At 68.5% G+C, this 23891-nt stretch carries 29 protein-coding genes and 1 riboswitch; of the genes, 27 read left to right on the forward strand and 2 right to left on the reverse strand.

What is annotated here, in order from left to right; translation table 11 throughout:
* Positions 1–132: 132 nt before the first annotated feature.
* On the reverse strand, positions 133–957 hold the full coding sequence (locus QM732_RS06880; RefSeq protein WP_415655435.1) for a FliM/FliN family flagellar motor switch protein: 825 nt from the start codon (positions 955–957) through the stop codon (positions 133–135).
* A 398-nt stretch (positions 958–1355) separates the two neighbouring features.
* Positions 1356–1453: riboswitch (cyclic di-GMP riboswitch) on the forward strand.
* A 544-nt stretch (positions 1454–1997) separates the two neighbouring features.
* Here QM732_RS06880 and QM732_RS06885 point away from each other — a divergent pair.
* The 17 genes from QM732_RS06885 to QM732_RS06965 all read left to right on the forward strand — a co-directional run bounded on the left by QM732_RS06885 (position 1998) and on the right by QM732_RS06965 (position 15370).
* Complete coding sequence (locus QM732_RS06885) at positions 1998–2351, forward strand: flagellar hook-basal body complex protein FliE (protein ID WP_415655436.1); 354 nt, start codon at positions 1998–2000, stop codon at positions 2349–2351.
* A gap of 10 nt (positions 2352–2361) precedes the next feature.
* Positions 2362–4047, forward strand: coding sequence for a flagellar basal-body MS-ring/collar protein FliF (gene fliF / locus QM732_RS06890; protein WP_415659346.1), 1686 nt, complete (start codon positions 2362–2364; stop codon positions 4045–4047).
* On the forward strand, positions 4040–5068 hold the full coding sequence (locus QM732_RS06895; protein ID WP_415655437.1) for a flagellar motor switch protein FliG: 1029 nt from the start codon (positions 4040–4042) through the stop codon (positions 5066–5068). Before fliF ends, QM732_RS06895 begins: the two co-directional genes overlap by 8 nt.
* Positions 5065–5739: a flagellar assembly protein FliH gene (gene fliH / locus QM732_RS06900; RefSeq protein ID WP_415655438.1), complete on the forward strand. Its 675-nt coding sequence runs from the start codon at positions 5065–5067 to the stop codon at positions 5737–5739. The genes QM732_RS06895 and fliH overlap by 4 nt, the downstream gene beginning before the upstream one ends.
* Positions 5736–7046 (forward strand): flagellar protein export ATPase FliI, encoded by a 1311-nt coding sequence (fliI, locus tag QM732_RS06905; protein ID WP_415655439.1) that lies wholly within the window; start codon positions 5736–5738, stop codon positions 7044–7046. Before fliH ends, fliI begins: the two co-directional genes overlap by 4 nt.
* Positions 7043–7471: a flagellar FliJ family protein gene (locus tag QM732_RS06910; protein WP_415655440.1), complete on the forward strand. Its 429-nt coding sequence runs from the start codon at positions 7043–7045 to the stop codon at positions 7469–7471. Before fliI ends, QM732_RS06910 begins: the two co-directional genes overlap by 4 nt.
* 76 nt (positions 7472–7547) lie before the next feature.
* Positions 7548–8924, forward strand: coding sequence for a flagellar filament capping protein FliD (fliD, locus tag QM732_RS06915; RefSeq protein WP_415655441.1), 1377 nt, complete (start codon positions 7548–7550; stop codon positions 8922–8924).
* Between the two features lie 2 nt (positions 8925–8926).
* A complete protein-coding gene (gene fliS, locus QM732_RS06920; RefSeq protein ID WP_415655442.1) occupies positions 8927–9313 on the forward strand; it encodes a flagellar export chaperone FliS in 387 nt (128 codons plus the stop codon).
* Between the two features lie 4 nt (positions 9314–9317).
* Entirely contained in the window at positions 9318–9620 is a 303-nt protein-coding gene (locus tag QM732_RS06925) for a hypothetical protein (RefSeq protein ID WP_415655443.1), read from the forward strand.
* Positions 9617–10750 (forward strand): flagellar hook-length control protein FliK, encoded by a 1134-nt coding sequence (locus QM732_RS06930; protein WP_415655444.1) that lies wholly within the window; start codon positions 9617–9619, stop codon positions 10748–10750. The genes QM732_RS06925 and QM732_RS06930 overlap by 4 nt, the downstream gene beginning before the upstream one ends.
* A 28-nt stretch (positions 10751–10778) precedes the next feature.
* Positions 10779–11258, forward strand: a complete 480-nt coding sequence (locus QM732_RS06935) for a flagellar basal body protein (protein WP_415655445.1) — start codon at positions 10779–10781, stop codon at positions 11256–11258.
* Positions 11255–11986: a FliA/WhiG family RNA polymerase sigma factor gene (locus QM732_RS06940; protein ID WP_415655446.1), complete on the forward strand. Its 732-nt coding sequence runs from the start codon at positions 11255–11257 to the stop codon at positions 11984–11986. The genes QM732_RS06935 and QM732_RS06940 overlap by 4 nt, the downstream gene beginning before the upstream one ends.
* A gap of 17 nt (positions 11987–12003) precedes the next feature.
* Positions 12004–12933 carry a flagellar motor stator protein MotA gene (gene motA, locus QM732_RS06945; protein ID WP_415655447.1) on the forward strand — a complete coding sequence of 310 codons (930 nt, stop codon included), beginning with the start codon at positions 12004–12006 and terminating at the stop codon, positions 12931–12933.
* The gene (locus QM732_RS06950; protein ID WP_415655448.1) at positions 12923–13945 is read left to right on the forward strand and encodes a flagellar motor protein MotB; all 1023 of its coding nucleotides are present in this window, start codon (positions 12923–12925) and stop codon (positions 13943–13945) included. The genes motA and QM732_RS06950 overlap by 11 nt, the downstream gene beginning before the upstream one ends.
* Positions 13946–13978: 33 nt before the next feature.
* Positions 13979–14266 carry a flagellar biosynthesis anti-sigma factor FlgM gene (gene flgM / locus QM732_RS06955; RefSeq protein WP_415655449.1) on the forward strand — a complete coding sequence of 96 codons (288 nt, stop codon included), beginning with the start codon at positions 13979–13981 and terminating at the stop codon, positions 14264–14266.
* Positions 14263–14694, forward strand: coding sequence for a flagellar export chaperone FlgN (flgN, locus tag QM732_RS06960; RefSeq protein WP_415655450.1), 432 nt, complete (start codon positions 14263–14265; stop codon positions 14692–14694). Before flgM ends, flgN begins: the two co-directional genes overlap by 4 nt.
* Complete coding sequence (locus QM732_RS06965) at positions 14681–15370, forward strand: glucosaminidase domain-containing protein (RefSeq protein WP_415655451.1); 690 nt, start codon at positions 14681–14683, stop codon at positions 15368–15370. The genes flgN and QM732_RS06965 overlap by 14 nt, the downstream gene beginning before the upstream one ends.
* 2 nt (positions 15371–15372) lie before the next feature.
* Here the strand turns inward: QM732_RS06965 and flgA are convergent, their stop codons facing one another.
* Positions 15373–16062, reverse strand: coding sequence for a flagellar basal body P-ring formation chaperone FlgA (gene flgA, locus QM732_RS06970; protein ID WP_415655452.1), 690 nt, complete (start codon positions 16060–16062; stop codon positions 15373–15375).
* On the opposite strand from flgA, the gene flgB reads away from it, so the two are divergent.
* The 10 genes from flgB to flgK are packed head-to-tail and all read left to right on the forward strand — an operon-like array spanning position 16061 to position 23869.
* The gene (gene flgB, locus QM732_RS06975; RefSeq protein WP_415655453.1) at positions 16061–16423 is read left to right on the forward strand and encodes a flagellar basal body rod protein FlgB; all 363 of its coding nucleotides are present in this window, start codon (positions 16061–16063) and stop codon (positions 16421–16423) included. The two genes, flgA and flgB, sit on opposite strands and share 2 nt — an antisense overlap.
* Positions 16424–16443: 20 nt before the next feature.
* A complete protein-coding gene (flgC, locus tag QM732_RS06980) occupies positions 16444–16869 on the forward strand; it encodes a flagellar basal body rod protein FlgC (protein ID WP_415655454.1) in 426 nt (141 codons plus the stop codon).
* A 2-nt stretch (positions 16870–16871) separates the two neighbouring features.
* The gene (locus QM732_RS06985; RefSeq protein WP_415655455.1) at positions 16872–17552 is read left to right on the forward strand and encodes a flagellar hook capping FlgD N-terminal domain-containing protein; all 681 of its coding nucleotides are present in this window, start codon (positions 16872–16874) and stop codon (positions 17550–17552) included.
* 33 nt (positions 17553–17585) lie between these two features.
* Positions 17586–18791, forward strand: coding sequence for a flagellar hook protein FlgE (locus QM732_RS06990; RefSeq protein WP_415655456.1), 1206 nt, complete (start codon positions 17586–17588; stop codon positions 18789–18791).
* Between the two features lie 12 nt (positions 18792–18803).
* Positions 18804–19541 (forward strand): flagellar basal body rod protein FlgF, encoded by a 738-nt coding sequence (locus QM732_RS06995; RefSeq protein ID WP_415655457.1) that lies wholly within the window; start codon positions 18804–18806, stop codon positions 19539–19541.
* 20 nt (positions 19542–19561) lie between these two features.
* Entirely contained in the window at positions 19562–20350 is a 789-nt protein-coding gene (flgG, locus tag QM732_RS07000; protein WP_415655458.1) for a flagellar basal-body rod protein FlgG, read from the forward strand.
* A gap of 1 nt (position 20351) precedes the next feature.
* Positions 20352–21011 (forward strand): flagellar basal body L-ring protein FlgH, encoded by a 660-nt coding sequence (flgH, locus tag QM732_RS07005; RefSeq protein ID WP_415655459.1) that lies wholly within the window; start codon positions 20352–20354, stop codon positions 21009–21011.
* Between the two features lie 11 nt (positions 21012–21022).
* A complete protein-coding gene (locus QM732_RS07010) occupies positions 21023–22132 on the forward strand; it encodes a flagellar basal body P-ring protein FlgI (RefSeq protein ID WP_415655460.1) in 1110 nt (369 codons plus the stop codon).
* Between the two features lie 2 nt (positions 22133–22134).
* Positions 22135–22476: a hypothetical protein gene (locus QM732_RS07015; RefSeq protein ID WP_415655461.1), complete on the forward strand. Its 342-nt coding sequence runs from the start codon at positions 22135–22137 to the stop codon at positions 22474–22476.
* A 22-nt stretch (positions 22477–22498) separates the two neighbouring features.
* Positions 22499–23869: a flagellar hook-associated protein FlgK gene (flgK, locus tag QM732_RS07020; protein WP_415655462.1), complete on the forward strand. Its 1371-nt coding sequence runs from the start codon at positions 22499–22501 to the stop codon at positions 23867–23869.
* Positions 23870–23891: the final 22 nt, after the last annotated feature.

Genomic DNA, 23891 nt, shown 5'->3' on the forward strand with positions numbered 1-23891 from the left:
CGGGTTGCTCATGTCAATTGCTCCACCGCACCGCGTGGCTCGCGCTGCAGAAAACTTGCGGGCCGAGCGCCGAGCCACTCCCGAGCCGCCCTTCGGGGGACCGGCCAAGGCAGGCTTTGGACGAGGGGTTCATCATTCCGCGTCCGCAAAAGAAGTCAGGCACAGCTTGCCTTGGTGCTCGGCCACCGAGGCGGTGAACAGGCACGAGCCGTCGACCAGTACCTGCGTCGCCTTGGGGTTCAAGCGCACGGGCACGAGGTCGCCGGGGCGCAGGTCCAGCAGCTCACCCAGCGACAGGGTCTGCTGCAGCAGCCGCGCCTGCAATTTCACGTCGAGCCGGCGTGCCAGCGCCTGGGGCGGCGTAGTGCGCGGGCGCGGCGCGCGCGGGGGCTGGCCATCGGCCAGGCGCCTCAACAGCCGGTCCATGCAGGCGCCGTCCAGACCGACGAAGAGGGTGCTGGCCAGGCCCTGCTCGGGTTCGCCGATGGCGGCCTGCAGCATCCAGCCGCCGGGTGCCAGACCCGACAGCGGGTGGTGCTGCAGCGTGAAGTCCGTGGCAGGCAGGCCCAGTGCCTGCTGCACGCAGCCCAGCACCTGACGGCACAGCAGCGCCTGCAGGCGCTCCTCGGTGGCGGTTTGCTGTGCATTGGCCACGTCGGCCAGACTGCCGCCGTAGCGGTGGGCCATCAGGCTCAGCACCAGGTTGCGTTCGAGCAGGCAGCTCATGCGGCCCACGTCGGTATCGCAGATCAGCCAGCGGCCGCCCGCGCCTTGTCCGGGGGCGAGGCTGACGTCGCCGACCTGGTAGTGGGCGCGGTAGCGACGGTTGTGCTGGCGCAGCAGGTCACCCAGGGCCTCGCGCAGCTCCCCGGTGAACTGCGGCAGCAGGTGCACCGGCCGGCCCAGCGTGCGTGGGTCCTGCACGGCGGGGGGGGTGGGGGAGGCGGGGGTGCTCATGGGCAGGTGGCGGGTGAATATCGAGGCGGCGCGGTTCTGCGCATATTCTGGCAGCGCCGGTCGGGTATGGGGCTGCGCGGATTTTGGCGAATTTTGATTATCCGGCAAAGCTCTGACGGCTATCGAAGGAATTCCCAGGGGAATCGCCGCGAAAAAAATCACGTGTCCGCGGCCCGGGCGGGATTTAAGTCCACGGCCGTGCCAGTCGCCCTGTTTTGGTGAGCAGCCGCCCGAAATTGGTGGGCGGCCCCGCTCATACATGATGCGGCCGCTTGCGAAAAATGCGCGGCACGTCTTTCGCGTCATGCTGCATGTGCACAAAATCACGCCTCCTGGGGCGCTTCACTGCAGCGCAGCAAAAAGAACTTGTATCCAGCTGCCGGGGCTCGCTACAGTCCGTTGCACCAGGGCACACCCGAACGAAAGTCGGGGTCGCAAAGCTTCCGGTCTACCGTGCGCGGCGCATGTTGCGCATCACGATAGCGGGGTTGCCAGACCTGAGTCTGCTGCACTGCGCGCCGCGCGGGTGCCGCGCTCTCTTCTGCCGGGCTGCTCACAGCGGCCTGTTGTGACCCGTTAGCAATCGCCGGGCTCGCCACCGACTCACCCGTTGGAGATTGCAACCATGAGCGAGCCGAACCTCTTCACCCTGCTTGCGCTGCCGTCCAAGTCGAGCCAGCGCTGCAGGCCGTTCGCCGCCCGTGCGGGCCGGCTTTCTCCTCCGGTTGTTACCGTTTCCGGATCTGTCGCGCCAGGCGCCGCAGGTCCGTCGCGCCCGTCTGCGTGACGCGGCCCTGAATTCAAGTCGTGAATACTGCCGATATATCCAAAAATAATCCAATGAAAGCAAAATCGGCAAAAGAGGGAGTGCAGATGACGATACGCTTCTCGCGAAGATTGTCCTGAAGAGAATTCCCGGCCGGGATCCAGTCGCGATCCGGCGGGTCAATCTGATTCAAAGCTGAATGAATATGCCCTTGACCGGGCAGGGGATGGTTTTGCCTGCAGCAGGCCAGCCCTTTGATGTGAAGGAATAGAAAATGGCCGTCAACGCCTCCATGGCACCGCCGCTGACCTCGGGCATGCTGGCCGAAATGGCCCGTCTGGATCAGGACGCGCAGCGCCTGGCCGCCAACGTCGAGCCGGCGCAGGCGGCCGGCGCCACTGCCGGCGCCGGCGGCTTTGCCGAGAGCATGGTGCAGGCGCTGCGTGGCGTGGACGGTCGGGACCAGGAGGCGGCGCAGCGTGTGGCGGCGGTCGAGACGGGTGAGAGCGACGACCTCGTCGGTGCCATGCTCGCCAGCCAGCAGGCCAGCCTGTCCTTCTCCATGCTCATGCAGGTGCGCAACAAGGTTGTTGGCGCCGTGGACGAGCTGATCAAGCTGCCGCTCTGAGGCCGACATGATGAAAGCCTTGACGGCCCGGCTGGGGCCTACCTGGAACCGCCTTCCGGCCTTGCCGGGCGGGCTGGCCCGCGGCCTGCTGCCGGTGGTGGGACTGGCCCTGGCCGGTACAGCACTGGCGCTGATGCTGATGTGGCGCGACCAGGCTGGCTACAAGCCGGTGTTCGGCCAGCGCGAGCGCGTCGCCACCGCCGAGATGCTGGCGGTGCTGGATGCCGAGCGCGTTGCCTACCGCTTGCATCCCGACACCGGCCAGGTGCTGGTGCCCGAAGCCCAACTGGGCAAGGTACGCATGCTGCTGGCGGCGAAGGGCGTTGTCGCCAAGCTGCCTGCCGGCCTCGAGCTGATGGACAAGAACGATCCATTGGGCGTCAGCCAGTTCGTGCAGGACGTGCGTTTCCGTCGCGGCCTGGAGGGTGAGCTGGCCCAGAGCATGATGAGCCTGGACGCGGTGGAGTCGGCGCGCGTGCACCTGTCCATCGCCAAGTCGTCGTCCTTCGTGCTGTCGGATGGCCAGAAGAGCTCCGCCTCAGTCGTGCTGACGCTCAAGCCCGGCCGCACGCTGGGCAACGAACAGATCGCCGCGGCCATCAATCTGGTGGCTGGCAGTGTCGCCAGCCTGGACCCTGCGCGAGTGAGTCTGGTGGACCAGGCCGGCAATCTGCTGTCTTCGCGCGTGGACCTCAGCGAAGGGTTCGAAGGCAGCCAGGTCACCGACGCTGCCAAACACTTCCAGGACGAAGCGCGCCGCAACGCCCGTGACCTGCTGGCGCCGGTGCTGGGCGACGAGAACTACCGCGTCTCCGTGACCGCCGAGGTCGACAACGACCGCGTGCAGGAGACGCGCGAGCAGTATGGTGATGCGCCGCGGCTGACCAACGAGGCCATGCGTGAGGAGCAGGACCGTGGCCAGCTGGCGCTGGGCATCCCCGGATCCCTGTCCAACCGGCCCGTCAATGCGCCCAATCCTGCCGCGTCGGCGGCCGGTGGCGACGCTAACGCCACGCAGGCGCGCAAGAACGCCGCCACCCGCCAGTACGCCTACGACCGCAGCATCACGCAGGTGAAGAAGAGCCGCGGCCGCCTGGCGCGGCTGTCGGTGGCCGTCGTGCTGAACAACGCGGTGGCGCCGGGCGGCGCCAAGGCCTGGACACCGGAGGACATCAGCAAGGTCGAGACCCTGCTGAGCAACGGCCTGGGCATCAGCGCGCAGCGAGGCGACAAGCTGGTGGTCTCGACGCTGAACTTCCCGGTGCCTGTGCCGGCCGCGCCCTGGTACGAGCAGCGCGACAACCTGATCGACATTGGCGGCTGGATAGGCTGGGCGGTGGCCGCGCTGCTGGGCTATCTGCTGCTGGCTCGCCCGCTGCTGCGCCTGGCCCAGCAGTCGCTGCAGCGTCAGGGCGCAGCGCCGGGTCGGCTGAACCCGCTGGAGCCCGCAGCCCTGGGCGGTGGTGCCGCGGCCGGCGAACTGGCCGGGCCGAGCGGCGCCGCACTGCCGGCACCGGGTGGACAGACGGCCGCCGAGCGCCCGATGTCCGTGGTGCCGCTGCTGGAGAACTATGAACTGCCGCCCCCCGGCTCGCCGGTGGATGTCCTGGTCGACCACCTGAAGATCCTCGCCTCCAAGGAGCCGGAGCGCGTCGCCGAGGTGGTCAAGCAATGGGTGCAGAAGAAAAATGCCTGAGGCCACCGAATTCATCCCCGCCACCACGGCCGAAGGCCTGACGCCAGTGGAGCGCGCCGCCATCGTGCTGCTGAGCATGGGCGAGGAGCCCGCCGCGGCGGTGCTGCGCTGCCTGTCGCGCGAGGAACTGCTGGACGTGACCCAGGTCATGTCGCGCATGAGCGGCATCAAGGTCGACTGGGTCAAGACCGCGCTGCAGGGCTTCTTCGACGACTATCGCGAGCAGAGCGGCGTGCACGGTGCGTCGCGCAGCTACCTGAAGCGCTCGCTGGACATGGCGCTGGGCGGCGACATCGCCAACAGCGTGCTCAACAACATCTACGGCGACGCCATCCGCCCCAAGATGCAGCGCCTGCAGTGGGCCTCGCCGAAATGGCTGGCCGACCACATCGCCGACGAGCATGTGCGGATGCAGGCCGTGTTCCTGGCCTTCCTGCCGCCCACGCTGGCCAGCGACGTGCTGGCCGCGCTGCCGGCCGCCGGCCGTGACCAGGTGCTGCTGAATGTGGCCCGCCTGTCCGAGGTGGACGCCGACCTGCTGGCCGAGCTGGAGCAACTGGTCGAGCGCTGCCTGGCGGGCCTGGGCCACCAGGGTGCCAACGTCGAGGGCGTGCGCCAGGTTGCCGAGATCCTGAACCGCCTGCCGGACCAGCGCCAGCAGATGGTGGAGCTGCTGCGCGCGCAGGACCCCGACGTCGTCAGCGAGATCGAGGTCAGCATGTACGACTTCTTCATCCTGTCGCGCCAGAGCGAGACGGTGCTGACCCGCATCATTGAAGAGGTGCCGATCGAGCTGTGGGCCGTCGCGCTGAAGGGCGCCGAGCCCGCGGTGCGCAAAGCCATCCTGACGGCGATGCCGCGCCGCCAGGCGCAGAGCTTCGAGGACCTGATCCGCCGCAGCGGCCCCATCCCGCTGTCGCGCGCCGAGCAGTCGCGCAACGAGATCATGGCCCTGGTCAAGGGGCTCGTCGACGCCGGCGAGATCCAGGTACAGCTGTTTGCCGAGGCGACCGTCGAGTGAAGCCCGTCGTCCGCCCCCACCGCTTTCCGCCGCTGGCCCAGCTCAGCGCCGCGCGCGAGCTGGCCGGCAGCTCGCCGGCCCAGTTGCAGCAGGTGCTGGCCCAAGGCTTCCAGGAAGGCCTGGCCAAGGGCTACGAGGAAGGTCACGCCAGCGGCCTGGCCGCGGGTCGCGAGGCCGCCCAGGCCGTCGGCCGGGAGGAGGGCCGCGAGCAGGGCCGGCGCGAGGCGCAGGAGCGCTTCGCCACGCTGGCGCGCCCCGTGGACGCGCTGCTGGCCGAGCTGCGCCAGCTGCAGCACGACTACCAGTCGGCGCTGCGCAAGGAAGTGGTGGACCTGGTTGAGAAGGTCGCGCGCCAGGTCATCCGCGCCGAACTGACGCTGCAGCCCACGCAGCTGCTGGCCCTGGTCGATGAGACGCTGGCCAGCATGCCGGTGCGCCGCGAGGGCGTCGAGGTGTTCCTGAATCCCGAGGACCTGCGCCGCATCCAAGATCTGGCGCCCGAGCGTGCCCAGGCCTGGACGCTGCTGCCCGATGCCAAGCTGGAAAGCGGTGAATGCCGGCTGCTGGCCGGCGGCCACGAGGCGGACGCCGGCTGCCGCCAGCGTCTGGAGGCCTGCATGGATCAGGTCAAGACTCAGCTGCTGGACGCGGCTGCGGAGGATGCGTCGTGATCGCCGCGGCGCTGCGCAAGGTCGAACTGGATGAGGTGCCGGTGGCCACGCCCACCGGCCGGCTGGTGGGTGCCTCCGGGCTGCTGCTGGAAAGTGCCGGCTGTGCGCTGCGCACCGGCCAGCGCTGCATGATCGAAGGTGCTGGCGACGAATGGATCGCAGCGCAGGTGGTGGGCTTCCGCGAGGAGGTCTCCTACCTGATGCCGTTCAAGAAGCCTGAGGGCCTGAGCACCGGCGCGCGCGTGCTGCCTGCGCCGGAGCAGCGGGCCCCCATGATCGGCCCGGCCTGGCTGGGCCGCATCGTCAACGGTCTGGGCGAGCCCATCGACGGCCTGGGCCGGCTGACGGGCGAGCACCCGCTGCCCAGCCGCCCGCCCAAGGTCAACCCGCTGAAGAAGACGCCCGTGCACGAGCCGCTGGACGTGGGTGTGCGCGCCATCAACGGCCTGCTGACGCTGGGTCGCGGCCAGCGCGTCGGGCTGATGGCCGGCTCGGGCGTGGGCAAGAGCGTGCTGTTGGGCCTGATCACGCGCCAGACCGTCGCCGACGTGGTGGTGGTCGGCCTGATTGGCGAGCGCGGCCGCGAGGTGCGCGAGTTCATCGACCTCAGCTTGGGCGAGACGGGCCTGGCGCGCGCCGTCGTCGTCGTCGCGCCGGCCGACGAGTCGCCGCTGATGCGCATGCGTGCCACCGAGCTGTGCCACACCATCGCCGCCCACTACCGCGACCAGGGGCAGCATGTGCTGCTGCTGGTGGACTCGCTGACCCGCTACGCCATGGCCAAGCGCGAGGTCGCGCTGGCGCTGGGCGAGCCGCCGGCAACGCGCGGCTATCCGCCGTCGGTGTTCTCGGTGCTGCCCGAGCTGGTGGAGAGCGCAGGCAACGGCGAGAACCCGCAAGGCAGCATGAGCGCCATCTACACCGTGCTGGCCGAGGGCGACGACCAGCAGGATCCAGTGGTGGACACCGCGCGCGCCATCCTGGACGGCCACATCGTGCTGTCGCGCGCGCTGGCCGAGCGTGGCCACTATCCGGCCATCGACGTGTCGCAGTCCATCAGCCGCTGCATGGCCCTGGTGGCGGCCAAGGAGCACCTGCAGGCGGCGCGCGAGCTTAAGGCGCTGGCGGCCAAGTTCGAGCAGGTGCGCGAGCTGATGCCGCTGGGCGCCTACGTGCCCGGCGCCGACCCACAGACCGACCGCGCCGTGCGGCTTTTCCCCCAGATCGAGGCCTTCCTGCACCAGGGCGTCAGCGAGCCGGCCCGGCTTGACGAGACCCTGCAGCGCCTCGCGGAGATCGTGCAATGAAGCAACTGCAGCTGAACCTGCGCCGCCTCGTCGACCTGCGTGGCCGCGAGCTGGAGCGTCACCAGGCCGAGCTGGCCACCAAGGAGCAGTTGCGCGCGCGCAGCGCCGCCACGGTGCAGCGGCTGGAGGCGCTTAACGCTCAGCTGGGCCCCACTGGCGTGTCCTCGCCAAGCCTGGCCGCCAACGGCGCCGACTACAAACAGGCCGTCATGCAATGGGCGGACCAGCAGCGCCAGAACCTTGCCGCGCACGAGGCCGACGTGGCCGCCCAGCGCCAGGCGGTGCTGGCCGTGGCGCGCAAGCAGGAGGCCGTGGGCCAGCTGCTGGACCGCGTGGGCGAGCGTCTGCGGGTCGAGGACGAGCGGCGCCAGCAGAAAGGCCAGGACGATATGGCTGGCCAGGTCTGGCTGCGGGGGCGGGCATGAACGGCTTGTTTAAGTTGTTGGCCGCGCGCGTCGTCTTGTCCGGTGGTAGTCCCATCCCCGTCCTGAGGAGCAGCCGATGACCACCACGACCTACGATCCGACGAGCACCGCCACTTCGCTGGCCAAGGCCTACACCTCGGCCGCGCAGTCGCTGATCGACACGCAGAAGACCGCCGCGACGACCACCTCCAGCGCCTTGAGCAAGCTGCAGAGCGCGCTGTCGAACTTCCAGATCTCGCTGAGTTCCCTCAGCTCCGTCTCCAGCAACAGCAGCATGCTGAAGATGAGCGCGACGCCGTCCGACGCCGCCGTCGCCAGCGCCACGGCGAGCAGCAAGGCCGCGCCGGGCAGCTACTCGCTGTTCGTCGAACAGCTGGCCAGCAACCAGCAGATCGCGTTCCAGGACCTGCCGGCCGCGGCGGCCAACGCCGCCGGCAAGATCACGCTGTCGCTGGGCAATGGCGACAGCTTCGATGTCGACCTCGCCATGGCCGACGTGGATGGCAACGGTTCGCTGTCCTATGCCGAGATTGCCCGCGCCGTGAACGGCGCCAGTGGCAACGCGGGCAAGGTCACCGCCATGGTCAGCACCGTCAACGGCAAGTCCAGCCTGGTGTTCAGCTCCGGCGTGGGCGGCAGCGACGGCGAGATCACCGTCAGCGCCGACAGCGGCGTCGACACGGACCTGGCCACCGTGCTGAATGCCCCGCCCAAGGAGCTGGTCGCCGCCCGCAACGCCGTCGTATGGCTGGGTGCCCAGGGCACCGGGCTGAAGATCGAGCAGAACAGCAACACCATCACCGCCATCGACGGCGTGACGCTGACGCTGAAGGCCGCCCAGGCTGCCGGCAGTGCCCCCATGACGCTGACCGTGGCGCAGGACACCAGCGCCACCAAGGACAACATCAACGGCTTCATCAACGCCTACAACACGCTGCGCAGCACGCTGGACAGCCTGCTCAAGAGTGGCGGCGAGGGCAGCACGGCCGGCCCGCTGGCCAGCGATTCCAGCCTGAAGTCCCTGCGTGACCGCCTGGCCGGCCTGCTGCGCCAGGACGTCGGTGGCGTGAACCTGCGCAACCTGGGCTTCTCGCTGGACCGCGCCGGCAAGCTCAGCCTGGACGACACCAAGCTCTCCAAGGCCCTGGCCAGCACCCCCGAGGCGCTGGACGACTTCCTCGGCAAGGCCACGCTGACCACGCGCAGCGGCCTGCTGGGCAGCCTCGCCAACGCCACCGAACAGTGGACCAGCAGCACCAACGGTCTGCTGAAGAAGCGCCAGGACGCCATCACCACGCAGCAGCGTGCCCTGAACGACCGCCAGACCCGTCTCGACGCGCGCTTCGACCAAATGTACGAGCGCTACCTGAAGCAGTTCTCCGCCCTGCAGGCCATGCAGGAGCAGATGTCCCAGACCTCCGGGCTGCTGGACAGCCTTTTCTCATCCAAGTAGTCATGACCTACGACGCCTATCAAAGCTACCAGTCCGTCAATCTGAAGGCCCAGACCGCGCAGGCATCGCCGGTGCAGCTGGTGCTGGTTCTGATGGACGGCCTGCTCGACGAGCTGGCGCGTGCGCGCGGCCACATCGAGGCTCGCCGCTTCGAGCTCAAGGCGGCCAGCTTGGAGAAGTGCGTCGGCATCATCAACGGCCTGTCCAGCGCACTGGACATGGACGCGGGCGGCGAGGTCGTGAACAACCTCGCCCGCCTCTACGACTACTGCGCCGAGCGCCTGTACCGCGCCGGCGTTGAACTCGACGTGGCCATCATCGACGAGGTCCGCAACCTGCTGGGCCAGATCCGCGACGGCTGGCAGGGCGTGCAGGCCCGCCATGGATAAGGCCATGCAGCTGCTGCGCCTGGCCCAGGGCCTGCGTCAGGCCGGTCGCCACCGCGACTGGCGGGCGCTGCAGCGTCTGGACCTCGACCTGGGAGCCGCGCTGCGCGACTGGGTGCCGTCTGCCACGCCCAGTGAGCAGGAGCGCCAGGCCTTGCAGGCGCTGGGCGCGGCCCATGCCGAGGCCCGCCAGCTCTGTCGCGATGAGATGCAGTCGCTGGAGCAGACCCTGAATCAGATGCGCGAGGGCCGTGAGCGCTGGCGCGCCTATGCCGCCCACGGCGGCCAGCAGTTGGAGGACCAGCCATGAACACCGCAGCCCTGCTGCCCACGCCCGCCGCCACGGCCCGCCCGCAGCGCGGCGCGCTGGGCGTGTCCGATGCCTCCGCCGAGACCGCAGCGCCCACCATGGATGACGGTTTCGCCGCACTGGTGGCCAGCCTGGACGCCGATGCGCAGCTGAGCATCCCGACGCCGCCCGCCGCGCAGCCGGCCGAAGCGTCGCTCGTCGCGGACACGGCGGACGGCTCCGAGCCGTTCGACCCGCAATCCGCGTTCGCGATGGCCGCGTTGGGTCTGTTGCCCGTGCCGGCGGCGCCTGTGGCGCCGGTTGCGCTGCAGACAGTGGCGTCCGCCGTCACGGGCGAAGTCGACGCGCCGGCCGCAGAGTCCGTGCTGCCTGGCGTGCTCGCGCCGCTGCCCGTGCCCGGGGATTCCCGGCCGCCCCCGGCAGTGCAGCCGCAAAACTTGCCACTGCCTCAGTCGGCACCGGCCGCAGCGGATGCCGAGACGGCCGCGGCGGCGGCCCCGGCCATCGCCGCCGTCAAGGCTGCAGAACCCGTGCCCGAATCGGACGAGACGACGAGCGCTGCACCGCAGAAGGTCGAGCGCGGCAGCGCTGGCACCGAGCTGCCCGCCGCCGCCCCCACGGCCGCACCGCTGCGCCCGGTTGCGACGCCGGCCCTGGTTCTGCCCACCGTTGCGCTGAAGGGCGACACCACGCAGTGGCAGCAGCCGCTGTTGCAGGCGCTGGGTGACCGGCTGCAGCTGCAGATCGCGGCGCGCAGTGATCAGGCCGTCATCCGGCTGGAGCCGCCCATGCTGGGCCGCGTGGAGATCGCCATCCGCCAGCAGGCCGGCGATCTGCAGGTGCGCATTGCCGCCAGCAACGAGGAGGTCACGCGCCAGATCCAGCAGGTCAGCGAGCCGCTGCGCCAGAGCCTGGTGCAGCGCCACGTCGGCGAGGTCAGCGTGCAGGTGGTGGCGCAGAGCGCAGCCGGCCGCGAGGCGGAAGCCCGCGGCGGTGCCCAGCAGCAGGCTGCGCGCGACGGCCAGCAGCAGGAACGCCAGGAGCAGCAGCAGCAGCGTCGCCCGGGACGCGGCCTGGACGGCGGGGAGGCCGCCAGCTTCGCGGCCGACTTCGCGTCCATGAAGGCCTGACGCGGGCCCAGCGAACGGAAGCAAGACCATGAAGCAGAAATTCAAACTGATCGCCGTGATCGCGCTGGTAGGCCTGCTGGCCGCCGGCGTTGCGGGCGGGGCCGTTTGGTGGACCCTGGGTGCCCGGGCCACGCAGGGCGGTGAACAGGCCGAGAGCGCCGCCCCCGCCGATGACGGCAAGCCCGCGCCGGACTACAAGTACGTCACGCTGGAGAAGGTGCTGGTGATGATGCGCAGCGACGAAGGCGCCAGCGTGCCGCACTACCTGGCGATGGACGTGGTGTTCAAGACCCTGCCCGAGCAGGAGAAGCGCGCCAAGGAGCATCTGCCGCTGCTGCGCACCGTGGCGGTGAAGGCCTTGTCGGCCTACACGCTGGAGGGCGCGCGCACCATGACCGTGCCTGAGTTCGCCGAGGTGCTGAACAAGGCCTACCGCGACAGCTACGCGGCCGAGCGGCGCGAGGCGCCGTTCGCCGAGGCGCTGATCGGCAAGCTCATCATCGAGTGACGGCTACGACCATGCACGCCGCCGCCTACGCCGAGTACGCCCAGCCTGGCGCCAGCCTGCTGGGGCCGGACTTCGAGCGCACCCAGCTGCGCCAGTACGCGCCGCTGGTCAAGCGCATCGTGCGTCAGCTCGGCACCCAGGCCAGCGCCGTGATGGACCGCGAGGACATGGAGCAGATCGGCCTGATGGGTCTGCTGGAGGCGCTACGCCGCTACGGCCAGCCGGACGAGGCCTTCGGCGCCTTCGCGGCGTTGCGCGTGCGCGGTGCCATCCTCGACGAGCTGCGCCGCCAGGACTGGCGGCCGCGCTCGGTGCGCCAGGAAAGCCACAAGCTGCGCGACGCTCTGCGCGCGCTGACCCGCAAGCTGGGCCGCGAGCCGACCGAGGCCGAGATCCTGTCCAACCTCAAGATCACGCCGCAGGCCTACCAGGCCTTCCAGCAGGACGAGGTGGCCGAGGAGCTGGCCAGCTTCGACGAGATGGTGGCCGAGCTGAGCAATCTGCCCAGCGATGCGCGCACGCCTGAGGCCCAGTTGATGGTGACGCGCTCGCTGACCCAGGCGCTGCAAAGCCTCAACGAGCGCGAGCAGAAGGTCATCCAGCTCTATTACGAATTCGACGCCAGCCTGAAGGAGATCGCCGCCGTGCTCGATCTCACCGAGGCGCGCGTTTCCCAGATCAACAAGGCGGCGCTCGGGAAGATGAAAGCCTTCCTGCAGCAGGCCTGAAGCCGAGGACGAAATCCATGCAGCCTTTTATCGGAATCATCATCGTCATCGGGTGCGTCTTCGGCGGCTTCCTGATCCACGGCGGCAACATGGCCGTGATCTGGCAGCCCATCGAGCTGCTGATCATCCTGGGCGCGGGCTTCGGTGCCATCCTGCTGGGGAATCCCAAGCACGTGCTGTCCGAGATGTTGCTGCAGCTGAAGAAGGTGGTCGGCCGCAAGAAGGACGGCGAGGAATTCCAGCGCCAGCTGCTGCTGCTGATGTACGAGCTGCTGCAGACGGCAGCCGGTGGCTTGAAGGCGCTGGACGCTCACGTCGAGGCCCCCGAAGAGAGCGCGCTGTTCAAGCGCTACCCGCTGATCCTGGACGAGCCCAAGCTGCTGCACTTCATCGTCGACAACTTCCGCCTGATGGCCATGGGAAAGATCAACGCCCACGAGCTGGAAGGCGTGCTGGAGCAGGAGCTGGAGGCCATCCATGAGGAGATGAGCCAGCCGGCCCGCTCGCTGGGCAAGATCGCCGAGGCCATGCCCGGCTTCGGCATCCTGGCCGCGGTGCTGGGCATCGTGACCGCGATGAGCTCGGTGGCCGAAGGTGCCGGCACCGGCGAGATCGCGCTGATGGTGGCAGCGGCCATGGTCGGCACCTTCATCGGCATCCTGTTCTGCTACGGCCTCTTCGATCCGCTGGCCAACATGATGAAGCAGGTGGTCAACGAGGAGATGGCTGCGCTGGAGTCCGTCAAGGTGGTGCTGGTCACGCACGTTGCCGGCAAGCCGCCGCTGCTGGCCATCGACGCCGGCCGCCGCCTGGTGCAGCTCAACATCAAGCCCAGCTTCGCGTTGCTGGAGGGCTGGATCAACAAGCTCAACGACCCGGCCGAGCCGGATGACGAGCCGCGCCGCCGCGCGGGCGACCGCATGTCGGGAGAGCGCAGTGCAGCCTAACGGCAAGCCCGGCCGTTCGGACGGGCAGCACCACCCCACCGTCGTCAAGCGCGTCTCGCGCAAGGCTCACGACGAAGCACACGGCGGCGCCTGGAAGGTCGCCTTCGCCGACTTTTGCCTGGCGCTGCTGTGCCTGTTCCTGGTGATGTGGCTGCTGGCCTCGCGCAATGCGGATCGCATGCAGGTGGTGCTCAAGAGCGCCGGCGCCAACATGCTGGACGATGGCAACGGCATGACGAATTCGCTGGCTTCGGGCTCGCGTGGCAGCCTGATCGACCGCCACCCGGTGCCGGCCTATGGCGAGGCGCCCGCCCAGGGCCAGTCGAGCTACAGCCACAAGGCGCCCGACAGCCCCGGCCCCGTCGCGCCGGGCAGCCGCGCCACCTACGAGCGTCCGGCCGAGATGGCCGCGCTGGCCCGTGTCATCGAGCGCGTCAGCTCCGAAGAGGGCCTGGGCGGCAACCTGCGCATGGCGGTCACGCCGCAGGGGCTGCGCGTGATGCTGCACGACACCGATTCCAGCGGTATGTTCGAGCGCGGCAGCGCCTCGCCGTCGCCGCGCTTTAAGGCCCTGCTGCAGAAGCTCGGGCCGGTGTTCGCGCAGATGCGCAACCAATTGCTCATCGTGGGCCACACCGATGCGTCCCAGTACGTAGACCGCGGCCCCAGCGCTTTCTCCAACTGGGCGCTGTCCACCCACCGCGCGATGTCGGCCCGGCTGCATCTGCTGGAGGGCGGCATGCCCGAGAGCAGCGTCATGCAGGTCAGCGGCATGGCCGACAGCGCACCGCTGGACCCGGACGACCGCTACGCGGCGGTGAACCGGCGCATTGAACTGATGATCCTGACCCCACGCCAGACCCAGCAGCTTTCGCAGATGTTCGGCGCGCCGCCGCAGAGCGTGCCGCTGGCGCCGGGCGCATCGGGTGGGCAGGGCCTGGCCGCGCTGAGCGCCGAGTCCGCCGAAGCCGCGCGCGAGCTGCGCCGGGCGCTGCCCGGCGAGAAGGAGTGAGCGGCCATGCGAACCAAGACACGAGGTGACCGAATGAAGATCGTCGCGAACAACGGCCATGCCGTGGACAAGCCCACAGCCCGCAACGAGCAGCTGGACATTGCGAAGACCGGCGGCGGTGCGCCCGCGGTGCTGGGCACGGCCAATGCCGGGCTGGAGTCGCGCGTGTTGGGCCCGGCCCAGGAGGCGCTGGCCGCGCTGCCCGAGATCGACCAGGCCAAGGTCGACGCGCTGCGCGAGGCGTTGGCGCGTGGCGAGATCGGCTTCGACGCCGATCGCCTGGCCCGCCTGATCCAGCGGTTCCACGGAGCTGGCCAGTGAAAGGCAAGAGCACCGAGGCGCTGGCAGCGCTGCTGCGCGACCTGCAGGCCGACCGGTCGGCCTACGCGCGGCTGCGTGATCTGCTGGAGGCCCAGTTCCAGGCGGCGCTGCGCCACCAAGCGGAGCCACTGCAGCGGCTGGCTGACGAGATCGTCGCGCTGGTGGACGAGCTGGATGCCCATACCCGCCAGCGTGCCCTGTTGCTGCGCAAGTTGCTGGGTTCGCAGGGCGAGCCAAGCATGAGCCGCCTGCTGCAGCGCTTGCCGAGCACGGCCTCGCAGGCTCTCGGCGACATCTGGACTGCGCTGGAGGAGCAGGTGCGCGAATGCAAGGCGCTGAACCAGCGCAACTGCCAGCTCATCACGGAACAGCAGGCGCTGATGCGCCGCGTGATGGGCGTGGAGGAGGGGCTCTATGCTGAGTCCTGATTTCCGCATCGGTGGAGCTGACGGCTTCCCGGCGTTGCAGGAGGCGCCGCGCGCCAATGGCGGCGCGGGCGCTGCCGCCGGGTTTGGCGATCTCTACCGTCAGCTCAACGCCGAGGTCAACAACTTCATTGAGCGCGGTGACGCGGCCGGCGCCCTCAGCCCCGAAGCGCAGGTGCATCGCATGCAGACCGCAGCCGTGGAGGCGCCTTCCGCCGAGCAACAAGCTTGGCTGGATCACATCGCGCCGCTGGCCGAGGAGGCAAGCCGCGCGCTGGGTGTTGCGCCCGAGGTGCTGTCCGCGCACGCAGCGCTGGAGTCCGGCTGGGGCCAGCGCCCCATCCGCACCGAATCCGGCACCGACAGCCACAACCTGTTTGCGTTGAAGGCTACGCCGGCCTGGCGCGGCGATGTGGCCGAGGTGCAGACCACCGAATATGAGGGCGGCGTGGCGCAGTCGCAGCGCGCGGGCTTCCGTGCCTATGCTGACGCCGGCAGCGCCTTCCGCGATTTCTCGCAGTTGCTTAGCGGCAGCCCGCGCTACCAGGCTGCCCTGGGCACCGGTAGCGACGCGCTGGCCTATGGCCGCGCGCTGCAGCAGGGTGGCTATGCCACCGACCCGGCCTACGCCGACAAGCTGGCCCGAGTGGCAGCGCAGATCGGCAAGGGGAGGCGTTGATGTCAGCGCACGGGTTCCACCAGGCCAGCGTCCAGCACGCGCGCCGAGATGACGCGGCCGCTGGCGCTGTTGCGCACGCGGATCACGGCGTCACGCGCGCCGGCATCCAGGGCTTCGCCGGCGCCTTGGACCTCGATGCCCTCGCTGTGCGCAACGATGCGAACGCGCTCGCCGCGGCGCACCAGTTGAGCCGGAGCGAGCTGGCGCTTTTGCAGGATCTGGCCCGGCCGCAGGCTGCTGCGCGGAGCCTGGCCCAGCACGTCTTCCAGCCGGCCCAGCGCATCGCTGGTCTGGCTGATGTCGCGGCGCTGCAGTTCGACGTCACCATCGGCCAGCGCCTGGCCGACGGCCACAGCCTGGCGAGCCACCAGCACCTCGGCGCTGAGGCTTGCGCGCAGCACGAAGCTCTGCGCGGGTACGGCCGGGCTGCCGGGGCAGCGCGCTGCCAGACGCAGCCGCGACAGGCTGCGCGCGTCTTGCACCGTGACGTCCCAGCCGCCGTTACACGCAGGAGCAGGCCGGGTGGCTTGCGGTGCGAACTGCAGTTCGGGGGCCACCCAGCCCTCGCGGTCGGCGGCTTCCAGCACGGCGCGGCGAGCCGCGTCCTGCACTTGGGCCTCCAGGCCCGCAGCCAGCGTCAGCACGGGCAGGGCCAGCAGGCCCCACAACAGATTTCTTGGAGAGCGAAGCATGAGCATTGATTTCAGCAAGGCCATGGGCCAGCACGCCGACGCCCTGCGCCTGCGTGCTGAGCGCACCAAGGTGCTGGCCTCGAACATCGCGAACGAAAACACGCCTGGCTACCAGGCCCGTGATGTGGATTTTGCCGCGACCTTGCGCCAGCTCAACGAGGGCGGAGACGGTTTGCTGACCGACACTGATGCTGGCGAGTTGCAGTACCGCGTGCCCTTCCATGCGGCACAGGATGGCAACACCGTGGAGCTGGGTGTGGAACAGGCTGCGTTCGCGCAGAACGCCCAGGACTTCGGCGCCAGCCTCACCTTCCTGAACATGAAGCTCAGGGGCTTGGCCAAGGCCATCAACGGGCAGTAAGCCAGCACAGGAGCGCAGAGATGTCCTTCAAGCAGATCAGCCAGATCGCGGGCTCGGCCATGGCGGCCCAGACCACGCGGCTCAACACCATCGCCAGCAACCTGGCCAATGCGCAGTCCGCAGCCGGCAGCGAGGACGGCGCCTATCGCGCCAAGAAGCCCGTGTTTGCGGCGCTGCCCGTCAGCGGCGGCTCGGCCGGCGAGCAGCTCGCCGGCAACCGCGTGCAGGTGCTGGACGTGGTGGAGAGCGACGAGCCGCTGCGCCGCGTCTACGAACCGGAGAACCCGCTGGCCAACGAGAACGGCGAGGTCTTCTATCCCAACGTCAATCCGGTCGCCGAAATGACCGACATGCTGTCCGCCTCGCGCGCCTTCGAGACCAACGTCGAGGTGCTGGGCCGGATCAAGTCCATGCAGCAGGCCCTGCTGCGCCTCGGGGAGTCCTGAACATGAGCACCGTCAATTCCACCAACGGTAGCACCACGGGTACGGCCGCCGGCAGCAATGCCGTGGCCGCCAATGGTGGCGCAGCCGAGATCTCGCAGCTGTTCACGAAGCTGCTGGTCGCGCAGATCCAGTATCAGGACCCGCTGGAGCCCACCGACGCCAGCCAGTTCGTCAACCAGCTGTCGCAGCTCAGCCAGGTCGAGTCACTGCAGGCCTTGACCACGCAGACGGCCTACAACAACAGCATCCTCTCCAGCCTGCAGATGCTGAACCTGGGCAGCCAGGTGGGCAGCACGGTGCATGTCAGTGCCGGCCAGTTGACGCTGAAAGACAGCCCCGTCGAGCTGGTGTTCACGCTGGAGAACACCGCCTCGCCGGCAACGCTGCAGCTGACCGACTCCGTCGGCCGCAAGCGTGAGATCGACCTCGGTCAGCTGGGCGTCGGCAGCCATGGCTACACGCTGGATCCAAAGGCCCTCGGCCTGGCCGAAGGCAGCTACTCCATCGCGGTGCTGAACGAATCCAAGCAAAGCGTCACGCCGGAAGTCGTCGGCCGCATCAGCGGCGTGCGCCTGGGCAGCGACGGAAGCGCCATGGTGCAGCTCGGCGGCCTGGGCGAATTCAACTCGCGCCTCATCACCCAGTTCAAGGGCTTGGTCGCCGATGCGACCGAGACCCACTAACCCCACCCCCCAAGAAGCGACAAGGATCCCATCATGAGTTTTGAAATCGCACGTTCGGGCATTGCCGCGGTCAACGGTTCGCTGGAGACCATCAGCCACAACATCGCCAACACCGGCACCTATGGCTACAAGAGCAGCCGTGCCAACTTCTCGGCCATGTATGCCGGTACGCACGCCAACGGCGCCGAGGTGTCGTCGGTGTCGCAGAGCATGGGCATGTCTGGCGGCGCGCTGAACACAGGCGGCGGCATGGACGCGATGATCCAGGGCAGCGGGTTCTTCGCCGTGCGCGATGCCGCTGGCGAAACCCTGTTCACCCGGGTGGGCTTGTTCAACGTGGACAAGGACGGCTACGTGGTCGACACGCTGGGCCGCAAGCTGCAGGGCAACAACGCCGTGCTTGACGCCAACGGCCAGCCGGTCGCAGGCGCGGGCCTTGGCGCCTTTGGCGACTTGCGCGTCGGCAGCACCCAGGTCGGTGCCGTCGCTAGCGACAAGCTCAACCTGAACGGCAACCTGTCGGCGGACTGGAGCGTTCCGGCCACCACGCCCTTCGACATGACCGACGCGACGAGCTACAACAGCTCGGTCACCTCGGTGGTCTACGACTCGCAGGGTGCCAAGCACGCGCTGAGCCAGTACTTCGTGAAGACCGGCGGCAACGCCGTCAGCGTCTACTACAGCTTCGACGGCAGCGTGCCGGCGGCAGCGGGCTTCCCGATGACGTTCAATACCGACGGCACGCTCTCGAGCGCGCCGACCAACACCCTCGCGTTCACGCCGACTGGTGTCGACCCGATCAACCTGGTCGTCGACTACAAGGGGACGACGCAGTACGCTGGCGACACCACGACGCTGACCAACGCCGCCAACGGCAATGCCGCCGGCACGCTGACCGGAACCAGCCTGGCTCAGGACGGTAGCGTCATCGCCACCTACAGCAATGGCAAGCAGCAAACGCTGGGCACCGTGGCGCTGGCCAACTTCGCCAATCCCTACGCGCTGCAGGCTATCAGCGATACCAGCTGGAAGGCCACACCGGACAGCGGCACCGCGCTGTATGCCCGTCCCGGCACGTCCATGACCGGCACGTTGTCCGTCGGTGCGGTGGAGCAGTCCAACGTCGACGTCACCAGCCAGCTCGTGGACCTGATGTCTGCCCAGCGCAACTACCAAGCCAACACCAAGGTCATCTCGACCGAGAGCCAGATGATGCAGTCCCTGATGCAGGCCATCTGAGGCGGCTGAGCCATGGATGCCTTGATCTACACCGCCATGAGCGGCGCCGAGCGGGTGCTGCGCGCTCAACAGGTGCACGCCAACAACCTGGCGAACGCCGATACGGCGGGCTTCCGTGCCAACCTGGAGGTGTCCAGCGCCCGTGCGGTGGACGGCGCCGGCTATGCCGCACGCCACCTCAACCTGCTGGCCAGCGACGCCGTCAGCGCCCGTGAAGGAGGCCAGCGCGAGACGGGCCGCGAACTCGATGTCGCCATCCAGGGCCCCGGCCTCTTTGCCGTGCAGACGGAGCAGGGCGGCACCACCGGCGAGGCCTACACGCGTGCAGGCGGCTTCACGCTGGACGCCGATGGTCGCCTGCTGCTGGGCCAACGCCCCGTTCTTGGCGAGGGCGGCCCCATCACGCTGCCGCCGTACGCGAAGCTGGAAGTCAGTGCCGACGGTGTCATCTCGGTGCGCAGCGGCGACGCGGCGGAGCTGCAAGCCGTGGATCGGCTCAAGCTGGTCAAGCCCGATTTCAGCCAGCTGCGCAAGGATGACCAAGGCCTGCTGGTGGCTCGCGACGGCGCGCCGCTGGATGCCGACCAGACCGTGCGCGTGGCCAACGGGCGTCTCGAAGGCAGCAATGTGTCCGCAGTCGAGGAAATGGTCACGACCATGAGCCTGTCGCGCGACTTCGAAATCCAGATGCGCTTGTTCAAATCCGCAGACGGCATGGCCGAGGCCGGCAATCGCCTCATCCGCGAATAACTCACCCAAGGAGTCCCACGATGAATCCCGCCATGTGGATCAGCAAGACCGGCGTGCAGGCGCAAGACGCCAAGCTGCAGGCCATTGCCAACAACCTCGCCAACGTCAACACCGTCGGCTTCAAGCGCGACCGCGTGATGTTTGAGGACCTGTTCTACCAGGTCGAGCGCCAGCCCGGCGCGCAGGGCGACGATGGCAATGCCGCGCCGGCCGGCGTTCAGCTCGGCAACGGCACGCGCATGGTGGGCACGCAGAAGGTGTTCACCAACGGCAGCCTGCAGACCACCGGCCAGAGCCTGGACGTGGCCATCGTGGGTCAGGGTTTCCTGCAGGTCGCCGGTCCCAACGGCCGCGCCGCGTACACACGCGCCGGCCAGCTCCAGGTCAATACCAACGGCCAACTGACCAACGCGCAAGGCCTGGTGCTGCAGCCCGAGATCACCGTGCCGGCGAATGCGACGGCGCTGACGATCAGCGAGAACGGTACCGTCACGGCAACGCTGGCGGGCGCTGCCGCGCCGACTGAGCTGGGACAGCTGCGCCTCACCAACTTCATCAATCCAACCGGCCTGCTCGCGCTGGGCGACAACCTGTATCAGGAAACCAGCGCCAGCGGGGCTCCCGCCGAAGGCGTGCCGGGTGCGGACGGCCTGGGCAAGATCAAGCAGGGCGCGCTGGAAGGTTCCAACGTGCAGGTGGTCGAGGAGATGGTCGACATGATCGCTGCGCAGCGCACCTACGAGATGAACACCAAGGTGCTGTCCGCGGCAGACAACATGCTGCAGACCCTGGCGCAGGCGGTGCGCTGAGATGAAGCTGCTGCTTGCCCCGGTCCTGTTGGCTTTGTTGGTGCTCGGCGGCTGCTCGGCGTTCCAGCCTGCACCGTTGCCCAGTGCGGAGCCGCCGGCCCTGACGGGTGCCATGCCAGCGGCCGCTCCGGCGCGGGCGCGGGCGGGCGGTGTTTTCGTGGCCGAGCGCGCCACGCCGCTGACGTCGGACACGCGTGCCTTCCGTCCTGGCGACGTGCTGACCGTGGTGCTGCAGGAGACCACACAGGCAAGCAAGAAGGCCGACACCACGCTGGGCAAGCAGAGCAGCGCCGACTTCGCCATGGGCATTCGCAACATCGGCAGCAGCGGCAGCATCGGCAGCGGGCGTGACTTCAGTGGCAGTGCAGCCAGCAGCCAGCAGAACACGCTCAGCGGCGCCATCACGGTGGTCGTCGGCGAGGTGTTGCCCAACGGCCTGCTGAAGGTGCAGGGTGAGAAGAGCCTCTACATCAATCAAGGCGAAGAACTGATCCGCCTGGGTGGCTATGTGCGCGCCTCCGACGTTGACAGCGACAACCGCGTCTCGTCCCAGCGCATCGCCAACGCCCGCATCGCCTATGCAGGCCAGGGCGACCTGGCGAACGCGAATACGCCGGGCTGGCTGACGCGCTGGTTCGTCAACCCGCTGATGCCCTTCTGAGGACCGGATCCATGAAGCAATTCTTCGCATCGGCGGCCGCCGCGCTGCTGTTGGCGCTGCTGGCCCCTGCCGTGCAGGCCGCCCAGGCATTGGGCCAGCTGGTGCACGTTGAGGGCATGCGCGAGAACCAGTTGCTGGGCTACGGCCTGGTGGTGGGCCTGAACGGCAGTGGCGACAGCACGCAGGTCAAGTTCTCGGGCCAGTCTGTCAACAACCTGCTCAAGCAGTTCGGCATCAAGCAGGCGCCCAACGTGGACCCCAAGTCCAAGAACGTCGCCACCGTGATGATCAGCGCCAGCTTCCCGAGCGGCTACCGGCGCGGCCAGACCATCGACGTGACTGTCTCGTCGCTGGGGGACGCCAAGAGCCTGCGCGGCGGCGTGCTGCTGCTGACGCAGCTGCAGGCGGCCGATGGCGAGGTCTACGCGCTGGCCCAGGGCAACCTGGTGGTCGGTGGACTGTCGGCGCAAGGGCAGAGCGGCTCCAGCGTTACCGTCAACACGCCCACCACGGGCCGCATTCCCAACGGCGCCACCGTGGAGCGCGAGATCGACAACGACCTCGCCAGCGGCAACAGCGTGACGCTCAGCCTCAAGCGCCCCAGTTTCGAGACGGCCACGCGCATCGTGCAGGCCGTCAACCAGCGCTTCGGCGCCGACATCGCCAGCACCCGCGACGCCACCAGCGTCGAGGTACAGGCGCCGCCCGAGCCCACCCAGCGCGTGGCCTTCATCGCCCAGCTGCAGGGCCTGGGCATCGAGGCAGGCAACGCGCTGCCCAAGGTGGTGTTCAACTCCCGCACCGGCACGGTCGTCATCGCCGAGGGCGTGCGCGTGCGCCCCGCCGCGGTCTCGCACGGCGCGCTGAAGGTGGTCATCAGCGAACGGCCCCAGGTCAGCCAGCCCAACGCCTTCGGCCAGGGCCAGACCCAGGTAGTTCCTCAGTCCCGCGTGGCGGTGGACCAGGGCAATGGCCGCATGCTGCGCTGGCCGGCCGGCGCCAGCCTGCAGGCCATCGTCGACACCATCAACAGCATTGGTGCGAACCCCGACGACATCATGGCAATCCTGCAGGCGCTGGACCAGGCCGGTGCCATTGACGGCGAACTGCAGGTGATCTGAACATGAAGCTCGACAACGCCCTTCAGTCTCAGGTCCAGCCCCAGACCAGTGATGCCGATGCCAGGTTGCGCCAGCGCGCCACCGACGCGGCCGTCAAGTTCGAAGCCCAGTTCATCAAGCAGATGCTGGGGCAAATGCGCGCCGCCACCCGCGAGCTGGCCGACGAGGACAGCCCACTGAAGAAGAAAACCAGTGAGCCTATGAACGATCTCGCCGACGGCCTGGTCGCTGATTCGCTGGCGGTGCAGCGCGCCTTCGGTATCGCCGACCTTTTGCTCAAGCAGCTACTTCCGGCACCAGATTTAAGTGCCGCCGCCGCCGCGTCGCCTTCTTCACAGAAGTAGGCCCAGACCCGAGGCACCCCTCATGAGCATGATCCACAACGCCCTGTCGGGCGCCATCGCAGCGCAGACGGCGCTCAACACGACCAGCCAGAACATCGCCAATACGGCCACGCCGGGCTACACCCGTCAGGGCGTGCTGCTGACGTCGCGCCAGGCGCTTGCTGGCGGCCTGACGGCGGCCGGCAACGGCGTGCAGGTGTCTTCGCTGATTCGCTTCGCCGACAACTACAAGTCGCTGCAGATGTGGAAGGCGGCCTCCGAGCTGGGGCGCTACGACGCCGGTCAACCCTATCTGAACCAGCTCGAGTCGGTGATGTCGGACGACACGGCCAACATCAACAACGCCCTGGACGGCTTCTTCGCGTCACTCAACGCCGCCAGCGTGCAACCGGACTCCGCCTCGCTGCGCTCCCAGGTCCTCACCTCCGCAGACACGCTGGTCAAGCGTATCGCCAGCCAGCAGCAGCTCTTCACGACGCAGCACAACGCGTTGAACGACCAGCGCGGAGCGGCCGTCAGCCAGATCAACAGCTACACGACCGACATCGCGCTGCTGAACCGCCAGATCGCCGCGGCCCAGGCCGGTGGCCTGAACACCTCGGGCCTGCTGGATGCACGCGACCAGCGCATCGACGCGCTGGCTTCCCTGGTCGGAGTACAGGTTGTCGCCCAGGCCGACGGTACGGTCAACGTCTCTCTGAACAATGGCCAGCCGCTGGTCGTGGGCAACGACGCCGCAGTGATGAGCCAGAACAATGGTCAGCTGGAGCTGCGCTTCGCCAACACCACCTTCGGCGTTGCCAGCCAGGGCCTGGGTGGCCAGCTTGGCGGCGTCATCGACTACGAGAAGCAGGTGCTTGAGCCCATGCAGACCACGGTCAAGGAACTGGCCGCGGGCATTGGCACGCTGTTCAACACCCAACTGGCTGCGGTCGGAGGGCCGCCGCTGTTCGTGCTCAACGGCAGCCAGCTGGAGCTCTCCACCACCATCACCGCCGGGACGCTCGCGTTCGCCGCGGCGGGCGAGGGTGCCGGTGGTGGCGGCAACCTGAGCGAGCTGATCAAGCTGAAGGACAGCAAGATCACCCTGACCCAGTTCGACGCGCAGGGCAATGCTTTGCCTCCCGCCGTCCCGCCGGTGCAGACGGTGCTGGGTGACATTTACACCCAGCTCGTTGGCACGCTGGGTGTGCGCAGCCAGCAGAACCAGGCAGCCCAGACCACCGCCCAGACCGTGCGCGACCAGTCCCAGGCCAACTGGGCCTCTACCAGCGGTGTCAACACCGACGAGGAGGCGATCAACCTGATGCAGTACCAACAGATGTACCAGGCCAACATGAAGGTCATCGCCGCAGCCGGCAAGCTGTTCGACAGCACGCTCGCCGCCTTCTAAGCCCGCGATCCCTCGGAGCCAT

This window comes from Roseateles sp., assembly GCF_047654805.1.
Taxonomy (GTDB): Bacteria; Pseudomonadota; Gammaproteobacteria; order Burkholderiales; family Burkholderiaceae_C; genus Pelomonas.

Bases quoted from the DNA above. Each gene is read 5' to 3' on its own strand.
- flgG (WP_415655458.1), top strand. From the start codon at position 19,562: ATGAATCCCGCCATGTGGATCAGCAAGACCGGCGTGCAGGCGCAAGAC.
- fliD (WP_415655441.1), top strand. From the start codon at position 7,548: ATGACCACCACGACCTACGATCCGACGAGCACCGCCACTTCGCTGGCC.
- flgH (WP_415655459.1), top strand. From the start codon at position 20,352: ATGAAGCTGCTGCTTGCCCCGGTCCTGTTGGCTTTGTTGGTGCTCGGC.
- flgC (WP_415655454.1), top strand. From the start codon at position 16,444: ATGTCCTTCAAGCAGATCAGCCAGATCGCGGGCTCGGCCATGGCGGCC.
- motA (WP_415655447.1), top strand. From the start codon at position 12,004: ATGCAGCCTTTTATCGGAATCATCATCGTCATCGGGTGCGTCTTCGGC.
- flgA (WP_415655452.1), bottom strand. From the start codon at position 16,062: ATGCTTCGCTCTCCAAGAAATCTGTTGTGGGGCCTGCTGGCCCTGCCC.
- QM732_RS06930 (WP_415655444.1), top strand. From the start codon at position 9,617: ATGAACACCGCAGCCCTGCTGCCCACGCCCGCCGCCACGGCCCGCCCG.
- QM732_RS06965 (WP_415655451.1), top strand. From the start codon at position 14,681: ATGCTGAGTCCTGATTTCCGCATCGGTGGAGCTGACGGCTTCCCGGCG.
- QM732_RS06935 (WP_415655445.1), top strand. From the start codon at position 10,779: ATGAAGCAGAAATTCAAACTGATCGCCGTGATCGCGCTGGTAGGCCTG.
- flgK (WP_415655462.1), top strand. From the start codon at position 22,499: ATGAGCATGATCCACAACGCCCTGTCGGGCGCCATCGCAGCGCAGACG.
- flgB (WP_415655453.1), top strand. From the start codon at position 16,061: ATGAGCATTGATTTCAGCAAGGCCATGGGCCAGCACGCCGACGCCCTG.
- QM732_RS06995 (WP_415655457.1), top strand. From the start codon at position 18,804: ATGGATGCCTTGATCTACACCGCCATGAGCGGCGCCGAGCGGGTGCTG.
- QM732_RS06885 (WP_415655436.1), top strand. From the start codon at position 1,998: ATGGCCGTCAACGCCTCCATGGCACCGCCGCTGACCTCGGGCATGCTG.
- QM732_RS06880 (WP_415655435.1), bottom strand. From the start codon at position 957: ATGAGCACCCCCGCCTCCCCCACCCCCCCCGCCGTGCAGGACCCACGC.
- flgM (WP_415655449.1), top strand. From the start codon at position 13,979: ATGAAGATCGTCGCGAACAACGGCCATGCCGTGGACAAGCCCACAGCC.
- QM732_RS06925 (WP_415655443.1), top strand. From the start codon at position 9,318: ATGCAGCTGCTGCGCCTGGCCCAGGGCCTGCGTCAGGCCGGTCGCCAC.
- QM732_RS06990 (WP_415655456.1), top strand. From the start codon at position 17,586: ATGAGTTTTGAAATCGCACGTTCGGGCATTGCCGCGGTCAACGGTTCG.
- QM732_RS06985 (WP_415655455.1), top strand. From the start codon at position 16,872: ATGAGCACCGTCAATTCCACCAACGGTAGCACCACGGGTACGGCCGCC.
- QM732_RS06910 (WP_415655440.1), top strand. From the start codon at position 7,043: ATGAAGCAACTGCAGCTGAACCTGCGCCGCCTCGTCGACCTGCGTGGC.
- QM732_RS06895 (WP_415655437.1), top strand. From the start codon at position 4,040: ATGCCTGAGGCCACCGAATTCATCCCCGCCACCACGGCCGAAGGCCTG.
- QM732_RS07010 (WP_415655460.1), top strand. From the start codon at position 21,023: ATGAAGCAATTCTTCGCATCGGCGGCCGCCGCGCTGCTGTTGGCGCTG.
- QM732_RS07015 (WP_415655461.1), top strand. From the start codon at position 22,135: ATGAAGCTCGACAACGCCCTTCAGTCTCAGGTCCAGCCCCAGACCAGT.
- fliS (WP_415655442.1), top strand. From the start codon at position 8,927: ATGACCTACGACGCCTATCAAAGCTACCAGTCCGTCAATCTGAAGGCC.
- fliF (WP_415659346.1), top strand. From the start codon at position 2,362: ATGAAAGCCTTGACGGCCCGGCTGGGGCCTACCTGGAACCGCCTTCCG.